This window comes from Pedobacter sp. MC2016-24, from assembly GCF_015223055.1.
In the GTDB taxonomy this organism is placed as follows: Bacteria; Bacteroidota; Bacteroidia; order Sphingobacteriales; family Sphingobacteriaceae; genus Pedobacter.
The window spans coordinates 634480-648616 of record NZ_JADFBX010000001.1; the positions used below are offsets into that span (position 1 = coordinate 634480).

The window sequence follows — 14137 nt, forward strand, 5'->3', positions numbered from 1 at the left end:
ATTATAGTTTTATTTAAATATACTCAGAAATTGTTGCTATGGAAATAACAATTCATTACGCTTTCGGTTTTAAGGTTTTCAGGTAATCTGATGGCGACAACCCATACATTGTTTTAAAACAGGTACTAAAGTACTTTGCACTTCCAAATCCTACGGCATAAGATACTTCGCTGATATTTCCAGTTCCTGAATCCAGGTACTGCCTGGCCATTTTTAACCTCATGTCCCTGACAAATTCTACGGGAGCTTGCTGAGTAAGACTTTTGAATTTTTTAAAAAAAGTTGCCCTTGCCATATTCACCGTTTCAGCCACCGCATCAATGTTAAATTCCGGATCAGACATTTTCTGATTTACAATATCAATCACTTTTTGTAAAAAAATCTCGTCTTTTGAAGTCACCACAACTTGTCCCGGACTGAGATCAACAATTTTCTGACCCGATACAATCCCTTCTACAAGTTTTTTACGCTGAAGCAGGATATTGGCTATTGCCGCAAAGAGGAGCGCGTTATCAAAGGGCTTGCTAATGTAGAAATCAGCACCGTAATTAAGCGCCGTAACCTGACTTTCAATCGCACTTTTTGCAGAAAGTAAAATCACGGGGATATGGCTGGTAGCTTGTTCGTTCTTAAGTCTGTTTAACATCTGTATCCCATCCATCCTAGGCATCATGATGTCACTTAATATCACATCTGGCTGAATTTTCCCAGCCAATACCAAGCCTTCTAACCCATCAGCAGCAGTCTGTATTCGGTAAGTACCACTCAGATTATTGGCTAGAAATGACCGCATATCCTCATTATCTTCTACTAAAAGTACCAGCTGTTTTGCAATGCCCTCAACAACACTAACATTCGGTTGTGCCATTATAGGTTTTACTGCTCCTTGTTTGGCTACATGAACATCCAGACTGTCAGCGTCGATGGCTCCTTCTCCTGAAGGGAATAAATCATGCAGGATTGGCAATTCAATCCTGATCGATAACCCCCGATTGTTACGGTTACTTGCTGAAATCTTTCCACCATGAAGCGCTACAAGTTCCCGGGCAAGCGCAAGCCCTATTCCAGTTCCTTTTAAATGCTGAGTTGCCAAGGCTTCACTTTCATGATAAAGTTGGAAAATATTTTCAAGATCTTCTTCGGGAACCCCCGGGCCCTGGTCTAGCACCTCGATAATTGCAGCAGTACCGGATTCGGATTTAACCGAAACCTCTATAATCGATCCCTGTGGCGAAAATTTAAATGAATTGCCCAAAAGATTATAAATAACAGTTTCCATTTTATCAGCATCTAAAGGCAGTGTTATTCCCGCGTCTCCGCTCAGCTTCATTTCGATGCAACTCGCTATGGCGGTTTCATCAAAATAGTCCATAACACTGCGGAGAAAAGGTTCGAGTTCCATTTCTGTTAACCTTAAGCGATCCTGTCCGCTTTGCGCTTTCCTCAGGTCCAGAAGCTGATTTACAAACCGAACCATCCGGTCTGCATTTCGTCTCACGATGGATAAGTAAAGTTTCCCCTGTTCAGAAAGCAGCTCATTTTTTAGCACCTCCTCGGTTGGATTTAAAATCAAGGTAAGCGGAGTACGTAATTCATGAGATACATTGGTAAAAAAAGCCATTTTCAATGCAGTCATTTTCTGTTCTACAGCAATCTTTTGACGTAGCTTCAATACGGTAAAGATGATTCTCCGCACAACAAATGCCCCTGCAAAAAAAAGGCATACGTAAATGACATAAGCCCACCAGGTTTTCCACCATGGAGGCAGAATGGTTATAAACAGTTTTTTCTGCGGTAAATTAGTGTAATTATCGTTGTCAAAACTCTTCACTTCGAACACATAATTTCCTGGTGGCAAATTGGTATAAGTGGTTCTATGCTGGTTCTTATTGTCAACCCAGGTAGAATCAAAGCCTTTTAACCGATACATATATTGTTGCCGATCACCCAATCTAAAATCCAATATCGAGTAATCAATACTGATCGTATTCTGATGATGGCTAAGTATCAAGGCCGATGATTTATCTATATCGTTTTTTAATATGGACTGATCCGAGCCCGCCCTGATCTCTTTGTTGTTGATATAAAGATTATTAAACACCATATTGGCATGAACGGGATGGTATTTGATGCTGGAAGGATCAAAACTTAACAACCCTCTTATCGTGCCAAAAAACATCTTTCCTTCCTTTGTAATTGTACAGGATGCCTCAGAAAAACCACTACTAGGGAGGCCGTCGTAAGAATTGAAATTGTCGAATTTCATTTTCAAGGGGTCGAATCGGGACAAGCTACTTTTGGTAGCTACCCAAAGCTGATGGTTCCGATCTTCATGGCAACTCAGAATGTAATTGCTGGCCAGGCCATCCCGCGTAGAAAAAATCCTAAAAGTAAGTGAATCCGATCCTGATTGCTGCTGGGCTAAATTCAACCCTCCGCCAGAAGTAGCCAGCCACATACGGTCATCATGCCCTTTAAACACGTATTGAACATCGTTGTTACCTAAACTATTGATGTCTCCAGGTAACTTGCTGTAAGTACGGAACCTAACCCCCTCCTTTCTAAGGACATCTGCCACTACCAGGCCATCAGTAGAAGCAATCCACAATCTACCCTTACCGTCCATCGCCAGATGCCGGATTTTATGATAGCCATTGGGATATCCATTCACTCCATCGTAAAACCGGACAAAAGTTTGCTCCTGCCTGCCTGGAACCAACATATTTACCCCCCCGTCAAATGTTCCAACCCAGATCCTGTGAAGGCTATCTGCTACAACCGAATAAATCTGGTTGCTGCTAATAGAAAGTGGGTCTCCAGACTTGTGCAGGAAATGGGTAAGCTGATAATGCGTTTCTTCCTTATCCAGCGGTTGGGCCATAAAAAGCCCATTCTCTTTTGTACCTATCCAAACGCATCGGTTATCAGCCTGAAAAATCGTATAAACAGATCCAATTCCGTCCTTTGGAACACCATCAAAAGTGATTTTGGCAATACTCCCCTTGTCATAAATATAAAACTTACCACTTTTCGCTCCCACCCAAAGCCGGTTTTTTGAATCGCACATCAGTCCCCGGATTTCGTTTTCCGATTTAAATACACCTGTTGGTGTTACCAAATGCTGATTGAAATCGTTTGGTGTAAATATAACCTTATCTAGTCCACGTTGATCAGTATGTAGCCACATCACTCCTGATCGGTCATAAAAAGCGACAGCTACAAGATTTGAAAACCGACTCGATGCAGCCCCTGGTTCATTGTAAAAGTACTTAAATTTAGCTGCTGAATCATCAAAATATCCAAATCCACCATCTCTTAACACAGACCATACGACACCATTTTTATCTTCAAAAACCCTGAAATGATTGCGTGGAACAACATTGAAGGCATCATTTTTTTGACTATAGACATCAAGTCTACCATTGTGAATATCAAAACGCACAACACCTTTTTTTTCCGGTTCAAGCCACAAATTGCCTTTTCCATCTTCGAAAATTGAATACAGTGCCTGGCCGGATGAATTCACTGACTGGCTGTATTTTTTTGTCCGGTTGTCAAAAGTAATAACCTGCCCCAAAGCTGTACTCAGATAAACTTTTGCCTGATTCCGGCTTTGTAATATGGAATTGATTTTCGAACTATTGACAGTAAACCTGGTATATTTATTTAAGACTCTGTCCAACTCAATCAGATCTCCCGAAGCCGTGCCAAAGTATATAGATCTGGCCCCTATTCCTACTGCAGAAAAATGATCTGTTAGCCGTCCCTTGAATTTGATTTGCAAAGCCGAAAACCTCGAAGATAAAGTTCTTGTAAGCCGAACCAACCCTTTAGGTGTTCCTACCCAAAACCTGGACTTGCCATCTTTCGCGAAAAAATTGATGGTATCTGATGGAAGTTGATCCGCATTTTTATTTGATTTAGAATAAGTGTAGTAATTGGATTTCTCCATGCTCACATCCGCCACTGCCAGTAACCCATTGCTCACGGTACTGGCCCAGAGCATCCCGTCTTCTGTAGAAAGAATTTTATCAAATACAATTTTCCTTTTCAAACCAATGATAACAGATAACGGGGTGAACTGCTCTGTTCCTTTATCAAACCGGTAGATTTGTCCATCGTAAGACTTGATCCATAAATGGTTCGCCTTATCTTCAAAAATCTGGTCAATCCGATCGTTTCTGATCATGGACTTGTCTCCAGGAGCGGAAGTAAAGGAACGGAACTGATGTCCATCAAAACGATTGATGCCATTCCAGGTGCCAAACCACATAAAGCCCTGTCTGTCCTGAAACATACAGGTGATCACATCATGAGATAATCCATCTTCGGTGGAATAATGTTCAATTTTTGCCGGCGGCTGCGCAGAAATCCCCCCACACATTAAAATTAAGGCAACAATAATCTTTACGCTTAAAGTAAATATGCGCTTCATTCAGTATTTTTCTATAATCAGATGCACCATGGCTATACTGCCGACTAAAGCTAAAACAATTCAACAGACTTTACAACATTCCGCTAGGTTAAAAAACCTGGCGGAATGTATCATTTACCCTGAGATATCAAAAAAACTTAACATTTGCTTTTATAACATTTCCACTGGTTAAATTGGGCTCATCAGGCTGGCCTCCACCAATACTAATCGCTACATTACCCCTCATTAAGGCCTTAGTTCCATCCTCCAATATGTTGGATAAATCTTCCCGGCTCAGCTCAAAACTGATGTTCTTAGATTCGCCCGCGTGAAGGCTCAAACGTTGAAAACCTTTAAGTGCCTTAATCGGCATTTTAATTTTCCGCTTCCCAGCAAGCACATACAACTGAACAACTTCATCTCCTGACATCTTTCCCTTATTGCTTACCCGGCAGGTAACTTTAATTTTATCGTTTTTATCAGGAGCCGATGAAACCTGAACCTGATCGTAATAAAAACTAGTGTAACTCAACCCGTAACCGAAGCCATATTGTGCCTTTCCTTTAAAATAGCGATATGTTCTGTTAGCCATACTGTAGTCAACAAATGAAGCCAGATCGCTATCGCTTTTGTAAAAAGTTACCGGTAATTTGCCTGAGGGATTATAGTCTCCAAAAAGGATATCTGCCACAGCCGTTCCGGCCGACTGTCCGCCATACCAGGCATTCAATATTGCAGATACCTGGTCGCTCTCCCAAGGGGTAGCGATGGCACTTCCGGTCATCATAACAAATACAACTGGCTTTCCAGACCGCTTTAATGTTTTCATTAGCTCGGTCTGAACTTCGGGAATCAAAATAGAGGTTCTGTCTCCCCCATTGAAACCAGGTTCGTTTACTCGCATAGATTCGCCTTCCAGTTGTGGTGAGATGCCACCTGCAAAAATGAAAACATCGGCATCAGCATGTCTTTTTACAATGTCGTCAAAATCCGTCCTCACATATTTACCCATATTAAATTTCAGATATGCATTGCCATCTCCCTGCCAGCTTTCAATCACAAAATCATAAGAGATTCCCTTTTTTGCTAGCAGCATGTATTTTTTAACCTCGCTCTTTTTGACAATCCAGCTATCCAACACCAATTTGCCGTTGATAAAAAGCCGGCAGCCATTGTCGGCTTCAACTTCCAGCGAAAGGTTCTGATCGTCCTCAGATTTGAAAGAAGTGCTAAATCGGGCAGAGAAATCATTGGCAGTTAAGCTTCCTGCAACAGCCTCACCTTCCTGCCACTGATAACCCAGTTGATCTTCTCTTTGGGTAATATTGGGCGTTCCCTGAAGATCCTTGTTGTGATAATACTCAGCTTTAACCCCCGGTTTACCATCAAAAGAGAAAGATCCTTTAACTGCTTTGTAATCCAAAAGCTCATCGCTTGTAAATGTTATAGCTTGCTCGTAAACAACCTGAACTGCTGCACCAACTTTAGCTTTGATTCCCTGCAGAACTGTCGATAGTTTCGATGGATTTCCATTGTAATTACCCAATATTGAGCTCGAATTGTCTGCATTTGGACCAAGAACCACGATCTTATGCAGATTTTTACTTAAAGGAAGTGTCTGATCATTTTTGAGAAGCACCATAGACTCCCGTGCCATTTTTAATGCATGTGCCTGATGTTCTGCAGATTCAAGAACGGAATCCTGTACCTGGGCATAAGACACCATGCTTACCGGATCGAACAGCCCAAGACGGAAACGAATCATAAATAAGCGTTTTACAGAAATGTCAATCTGGTGTTCAGAAATCTTGCCCGACTTTACGGCCTGAACCAACGACAGGTAAGCACTGTGCCCGCATTCTACATCTGTCCCATGAAATACAGCATCAACAGACGCAGCTTCTGCATTCGGGTGTGTTTTGTGCTTCATAAAAAAATCGTCTATACCGGCGCAATCTGAGGTTACATAGCCTTTAAATTTCCATTGATCGCGAAGGATACCTGTCATCAGCAGATCGCTGGCACAGCAAGGCTGGGTTCTGAAAGCATTGTAAGCGCACATTACACCCGCCACCTGAGCATCCACAACAAGTTTTTTAAATGCAGGAAGATAAGTATCCCATAAGTCATATGCTGAAACATCAACGTCAAAATTGTGTCTCAAAGGTTCAGGACCGCTATGTACCGCGTAGTGTTTGGCACAGGCCGCAGCCTTCAGGTATTTTGGATCATCACCTTGTAATCCGCGAACAAAAGCATCACCCAGCGAGGAGGTCAGAAAGGGATCCTCTCCATATGTCTCCTGTCCCCTTCCCCAGCGTGGATCTCGGAAAATGTTTACATTGGGCGTCCAATAGGTAAGTCCCACATATTTTCTACCTCCATTACCACTGGCTAAGGCCTTGTTATACACTGCTCTGCCTTCCGTTGCAGAATAGTCGGCCATTTTAAAAAGTGCAGCCTCGTCAAAGGTGGCAGCCATAGCAATGGCCTGCGGAAAAACTGTCACACGATATGGAGAGCGTGCTACGCCGTGTAACGTCTCGTTCCACCAATCGTATGCCGGAATGCCCAATCGTGGAATACCAGGCGTAGAATTGAGCATCTGCGCCACTTTTTCTTCCAATGTCAGCCGACCTATCAGGTCGTCAACACGCACGTCAAAGCTGAGTTTGTAGTCCTCAAAAGGAAATCGGGCCATCTGGGCCATTCCACTGAACGGATTAAAAAAATATAGTAATAAGAGTAGGAAACTTAAACAGCTTTTCTTGGTCATAAGTATGGATATGATATGTTCTCGGTTAATTTCATTTTAGTAAGTCCACCTTGGATCGCCTATGGCTACGCCAGAACTGCCTGCCGTTCTTAGTGGTGAAGTAGCCGGAAGGGTAAAATTATTAGTCGTTACGTCCCAACCCAGACCGATTGCCAGGTTCCCTGCCTGGGAAGTATTGGCACTAGGCTGGGTAAGAGCAGCACCTGATCCATTGGTGAAATTAAAGGTATTGTTATAGCTAAAAACCAGGGTAGTACCGGCCCCGGTAGCCCGCATAGTTACTCCGTTTACCGTTCCAGACGGCCTCGGTACATTGGCAATGATGCTATTGGTCATAGAAAACCGAACAGGATTGGCACCTGCATCCATAAATATATACCTGCCATTGGCACCAAAGTTATTGAAGGTGCAATAATCAACGGTGATTATTGGTGGCGAGCCGGCGATCACTGTTGAACAGCTTAAAAAGGCTTGTCCGATATCATAAAATGTAGATTTAGTAACGCTTAGTGCATTAAACTGCAGTTTATCCAGATGAAAACAGATATAGCCCAATGTTGATCCGATGTCATAAACAACGGAATTTTTAACCACAATTTGATCTATTTTATAATCTCCGGCAGCCGCACCACGATTCGCCCTCAAGAAACTTGTTGTTGCACTGTGTATGATACAATTGTTAATTTTCACACTGGCAAACTCAGCCTTTTCCGCATCAGCCAGTACTCCTGTAGGATTAATGAAATAAAGTGATCCTGAAGCCTTTCCATCCAGCTCTATTCCATCAAGTCCGATACCAGCTCCGGTTCCTCTTAAGGTAAACTCTTTAAAATTAACCTTGGTATCCTTAGGATTTCCGGAAGTAGATTTAAGGGTTACTGATTTTTGCAATAAGGTAAAATTCGCTGATCCTGCACTGTAGGTACCCGGGTTAAGTCCGATGACCGCATTGTTGCCAGCTGCATTAACAGCCGCCACAATATCAGCACCTGAATTTAATATGGTAGTGTATACCGTTGTGGCCAGTGTTGAGATTTCGAGTAAACCTTTACTTCTGCTGCCAAGAAAAATTTCCGAAGCATAGGTTGTCCCTGGAAGAAGTCCAGATACAGTTTTTACCCCCGCCGTTGCTTCTGAGGCAGAAATGGGAAGATTAGTGGCTGTTCCATCTTTCGGCGTCAGTGTGATCTTGTCCAAACCTGCTGTTGGTTTCCAGCGTAGTGTAAACTGGGTTTCCAGAATCTCAAGTTCGCGAACCGGCAGAAAAAGCTGCTCACCGGTAATGGAGAACCCACTGCTGACCTGCCATTGAGATTCTGGCTGGGTTGCAGTAGCCTCTGCCCTTACCCTAACGTAATACTTTTTACGCACGATAAGTTTTTCGTCAGTTACCACTGCACCAATGGTATCCGTTTTAATTGAAAATTCCGAACTCGAGAATGTCGAATCCTGGGAAAACTCAGTAAGGTAGGAGAGGTTCAGCTTGGCACTTAGTACAGGTGCAGCCCAGGTGATCTTTGCTGATGTTGCTTCCGTTTTGATTGAAATACCGCCCGGCTTAAACAGACGCGGTGCCCCTAGCCCTTCGTTTGGATCTTTTTTGCAGGCAGATGCGCTTAGCAACATCATGAATAATGGAACCAGTATACGGATTGAAAAGATATTTGTCTTCATATTGATAGAATTAATAACCATAGTTCTGAATAGTTCTGGTATTGTAGAGCAGTACATCGTTGTGGAATGGGAAAACCTCACTTTTATTTTGCTCAAAATAAGTAGCAAAACCAGTCTGATTCCCAGAGATGTATTCCTCGTTAAGCGAAGCCCGCCAATTCTTAGTGGTATATCCCGAGGGAGCACCTGAAACACCTAAACCTGGTTGAAACAAAGTTACAGCAGGAGAACCACCATAAGTGTCCAGGGTATTAAATTCCAATTGAGACCCGACTACATTATAAACTGCCGCTTTTGAGTACACATATTTTGGCACATTCACATAAGCACCTTCTCCATTCATTAACTGACGGAGCTTGACGCGGGTCTCAGCGAATTTACTCGCCATGATATTCCAGCGGATCAGGTCATACTTCCGTACGGCCTCACCTCCAAACTCTAATAAGCGCTCTTTAACAATGGCATCGAAAAATCCGACATAGCTGGCAGGTATAGCAGGAATGCGATCCTCAAAACCAACATAAGCACGTTTTCTCACTTCCATCAGTGCCGCCTGGGCTGCTGCTGATGGTGCACCGTTGATTTCATTATCCGCCTCCGCAAACATCAGCAACACATCTGCAAAACGGATAACAGGCCAGTTAACAGCAAGCGTCTGTGTGGTACCAATAATATTGGTCCATGATCTCCTGAATTTAGCATCAGTCATATTATTCAAGGTGTTCATCACTTTCTGGCTATTGAGGTCAATTTCATAAGACCCTATTGTCACATCCCTTCTACAGTCGCCAATCTGGTCAAACTCGTAAAAATAGCTAGAAATGGCCATCAATCCGCCACCACCGCCACCAAAACGCGATGCCCCATTGATCCGCAAGCCATTGTAATAACCAAGCTTTGTATCCGTTCTTGAACCTGCACCATACGCACCCACCTCAAACATCAGTTCGTTGGTGGGATCGGACCTGGTACTGCTGTGCAGCGACTTGAAAATATTCTCATAAACTGGATTTAGATCATGCTCACCGCGCTTACCCATCACCTCTTTGCATTCATCAAAAGCAATCTGATAGTATTTCTTATAGTCCGCACTGCGCAACATGGTATGGCTATCTTTATCCATCATATAACCACCACGGAACAGTGCAATTCTGGAACGCAAAGCTTTGATCGATCCTTTTGTCCACCTGGTACTGCCATAACCCGATTCGGTACGCCAGGGAACCATACTTTCAGCTAGCTTAAGGTCTTCAAGCACCCTGTCCAAAATAGCCGTACCTGCGGTAACTGGCGCATCAAGTTCAATAATATCTCCGGATGGTTCCCATTGTGCAACTACATTTCCCCAGTTACGAACCAGAATGAAATAATATAAAGACCTTAGCGCAAGGGCTTCCCCCATGTATTTACCCATAATAGACTCGTTAGCTGATCCGTCGGCATATAAAGCCGAGCCCGAAATCCCCTTAATGCATACATTTGATCTTTCTACGCCAATGTATAGTTGTTTAAACGCATCTAATAACTCTCCATTGGCAGAACTCGCCCTGTACATACTGATCCCTCTCCGGTCTTCAGGACTGTAACTACCCGAAGTTTTGAAGTCATCTGCAGATATCGACCAGATGGTTCCTTCTTTAGTTAGCCCGTTGTCACCCGGCAGCAGGTTATATATCCCCACAATAGCAGTATTGGTATAAGATGCGCTGGCAAAAGCAACATCCTTTGAAATGGTCGATGGATTTTCAATATCCAGGTATTTTTTACATGAGCTGCTGGTAAGGATTAAAGTCCCCAGACTAAGCAGTGTAATTATTTTTTTATATGCTGATTTCATTTCAAATGATCTTTTGAGTTAAAAACTGATCTCTAGGCCCGTTAGAATGTAGCGGCTTCTCGGATAAGCTGCATAATCTACACCTGGGGTAAGCGGAGAACGGCGGGTATTGGCTTCAGGATCATAACCTGAGTAACCGGTTATGGTGAACAGGTTATTTACCGTTGCATAAAATCTGACTTTCGAAAAAACTCGCGTTTTGTTTAACAACTTCTTTGGAAGCGAATACCCCAGGGTAACGTTACTGATGCGAAGAAAGGAACCATCCTCAATTGCATAAGAAGTGAGGATGTACTGCCCTGCCGCCGGTGTCCAGAAACTGGTGTTCTGGTTCATTGCCGCCAATTGATCTGGATCGGATACTTTTTTTCCGTTTTCGTCAAAAGACTTCCAGCGGTCTGCTACAACGGCCAGCATATTGTTATCTTTATATAGATACTGGCCGGTAAATTCAGTTTTGTTGGCGTTATAGGTCTTATTACCAACTGAAAAGTTCATAAAAATACTGGCATCGAAATTTTTATAATTAAACTGCTGATTGATTCCACCTGCAAACTTTGGAAATGCATTTCCCAAAACCGTTCGGTCATCAGTTGTTATATCACCTCCCGGATCTCCTGTCAGTTTTTTCAGTTTCATATCTCCAGGTTGTGGATCTTTCGCACCCAATGCAATCGCCCTGGCACTAGGAATACCAGCTTTTAATTTATAAGAATAGGTGTTCGATGATGCGTTGTAAGTGGCATCAAAGTCGCTGATCTCGTACCGTCCGTCACTCACATATCCATAATATTGGCCTACAGGTCCACCAATTTGTACCAGAAAGTCAGATCCGTTAATGCCTCCAGAGGCAGTCGTATAAGATTTGTTTGGATTTCCGTACTGGTCAAATCCGAGACTCACAATTTTGTTCTTATTGGTAGAAATATTGAAATTGATATTATAGCCAAAATTATTCGTATTGGCTAATGCAGCACCAATTTGCAGTTCAATTCCTTTATTGGAAGTTTTACCGATATTCTGTTGCTGATCTGTCCAACCAGAGGTTACCGGAACTTTTGCTACCAGTAAAAGGTCTTTTGTATTGTTGCTGTATACATCTAATGTAGCCGTCAACCGACTCCCGAATAGGTTCAGATCCAGGCCTAAATTTCTAGATACTGTAGTTTCCCACTTGATATTTGGATTAGCAAGAGCGTTTGGTGCAAATCCAGGAGTAACCGATTCATCAATTGCGTAACCATAATTGCTTCCGCCAAGATAAAGTACCCGCCACAGGTCAGTGCCAATACGATTATTTCCGCCGGCACCGTAGCTGGCCCTGATTTTTGCACTACCCAGCCAATTGAGATTTAACTTTTTCATGAACTGCTCTTCGCTAAAACGCCAGGCCAACTGCCCAGAAGGAAAGAGTGCATCACGATTTTCCGGCGCAAAAAGCGAGGATGCATCATTCCGTACAATAAATGAAGCTAAATATTTACCCAGGTAATTGTAAGATGCACGGCCAAACACAGAAAAAAGTTTACTTTGACTCTCTGAACTGGTCGGCGCATCTTGTACACCACCATTTGGTGGAGTAGCTTTTTGTATCCCCGCAAAAGCTTGTTCTGGGGTAAGATCTACCGGTAACCATTTGGTGGTAATCGATAAATTACGCGTTTTATTCTGGTTAATCTCCTGACCAGCCAGCAAACTGATTTTATGAGACTTGCCCAATGTGAAATCATAGGATATGGTATTGGTATTGATGATCGTTAAACTGGATCCGGTTCCAATAGTCACCACAGGAAGGTTCGCATTTTGTCTGGCTACTCCCGTAATGGAGTTATTAAACTGATCGTTTCTTCGTTCTCCATTGGTCACACCAAATATCGTTTTAATCACCAATCCCTTAATTGGCGTGTATTGCCCATTTGCACTAGCGACAATCTGGTTATTGTAATCGTTCTTCGTTACCGAATAAACACCTAATATTGGCGTAGTCAGGTTAGTGAGGTTCGCATAATCCGGATCGAACTCATCAATATCAGCGGCTTGCCCAGGCTCATCATATGGCCGGTAGCGTACGGCATTACGCAAACTATTGTTGCTTTGGCTTCCAGAATTAGAAGTTCCTGCACCAAAGACTTTTTGACGGCTATATCTGGCATTGAAACCAAAACGGAATTTATCAGAAGCAGTATTGTCAAAACGAAAAGAGACAAAGGTACGCGCAGCGCCAGAATTGAGCATAATTCCATCTTCCTGGTAATTGTTAACATTGAGGTTATAACTGGAAGCTTTGGTACCGCCGGTAATGGTTAAATTTTCTGTATGTGAAAAGGCCTGCCGACCGAAAACCCGATCCTGCCAATCGGTAAAAGGAATGTTTTTGTAAATGTCTAAATCTGAAAAAGCACCATATCTTTTTGCAAAAGCATCAATTGAAGGCTGATCATTGGCATTGCTGTTGTACAACTGATATTGGTACATCACAAAATCATAAGGTTTCATCACATCTAGCACATTGGTAATCTGACGTACTCCGGCGTAGGCACTCATAGACACCAGGGTGCGGGCATTCCTTCCTGATTTTGTCGTAATCAGTACTACACCGTTAGCACCTCGGGCACCATAAATTGCCGTAGAAGCTACATCTTTCAAGACATCAATGGATTCAATCTCCTGAGGGGATATAACCGAAAGCGCATTTTCCATCTGTATTCCATCTACAACATACAATGGAGAATTATCTTGTGTGATCGAGCCTCCAGCCCGTACCCGAACAGTAATTTCAGCCCCCGGTTTCCCTTCAGAGGTAATCACTGATACACCCGCCAGTTTCCCGGCCAGTGCCTCGGCTGCAGTGGCTACCGGAAAATCTTTCAAGTCCTTGGCCGTAACTGAAGATACTGAACCGGTAAGTGCATCTTTAGCCACTTTGCCATAACCAATGTTCACCTCTTCAAGCATTGTCGCATCGTCCTGCGCAAGTTCAAATACCAAATCCTTTTTTTCACCAACTGCGATAGAGATGGGTTTCGACCCTACGTAACTGGCGACTAAAATCGTATTACCTGTAATAGGAATTTTAATCTTAAATTTTCCGCTGCCATCTGTCATGACTTGCGTATTGGTCCCTTTAATGGTAATGGTTGCTCCAACCAGGGTTTCGTTCTCTTTGCCGAATACCTTTCCGGTTACGGTCCTGGTCTGAGACCAAGCCTGGGTGGAAAATAGCAATAGCAGAAGCAATTGAAGTAGAATTTTTCTCATAACTGGTATATTTGGTTAGTATGATGTTTTCGCTATCCAACGTTTGGTATAACTTGACATCCACAACACAAACTTAACCCTAGCCCAGGAAAATAGGGTTCGCTAATTGATACAATTGGTTCAAAGATTGGTCAGGAAATCGATTTTCGCCTGAATACAGGTATCTCAGCCTATGCAT

The 14137-nt window shown here is 42.9% G+C and carries 5 protein-coding genes; all 5 read right to left on the reverse strand.

The features are described from left to right. Nucleotides 1-55: 55 nt before the first annotated feature. A complete protein-coding gene (locus IM797_RS02945) occupies nucleotides 56-4435 on the reverse strand; it encodes a two-component regulator propeller domain-containing protein (RefSeq protein WP_194125588.1) in 4380 nt (1459 codons plus the stop codon). Nucleotides 4436-4562: 127 nt separating this feature from the next. Beyond that, on the reverse strand, nucleotides 4563-7190 hold the full coding sequence (locus IM797_RS02950; protein WP_194125589.1) for a glycoside hydrolase family 3 C-terminal domain-containing protein: 2628 nt from the start codon (nucleotides 7188-7190) through the stop codon (nucleotides 4563-4565). A gap of 36 nt (nucleotides 7191-7226) precedes the next feature. Then, the gene (locus tag IM797_RS02955; protein WP_194125590.1) at nucleotides 7227-8864 is read right to left on the reverse strand and encodes a DUF4957 domain-containing protein; all 1638 of its coding nucleotides are present in this window, start codon (nucleotides 8862-8864) and stop codon (nucleotides 7227-7229) included. 10 nt (nucleotides 8865-8874) lie between these two features. Beyond that, nucleotides 8875-10701 (reverse strand): RagB/SusD family nutrient uptake outer membrane protein, encoded by a 1827-nt coding sequence (locus IM797_RS02960; protein ID WP_194125591.1) that lies wholly within the window; start codon nucleotides 10699-10701, stop codon nucleotides 8875-8877. An 18-nt stretch (nucleotides 10702-10719) separates the two neighbouring features. Further along, nucleotides 10720-13959, reverse strand: a complete 3240-nt coding sequence (locus IM797_RS02965; RefSeq protein ID WP_194125592.1) for a TonB-dependent receptor — start codon at nucleotides 13957-13959, stop codon at nucleotides 10720-10722. Between the last annotated feature and the right edge of the window lie 178 nt (nucleotides 13960-14137).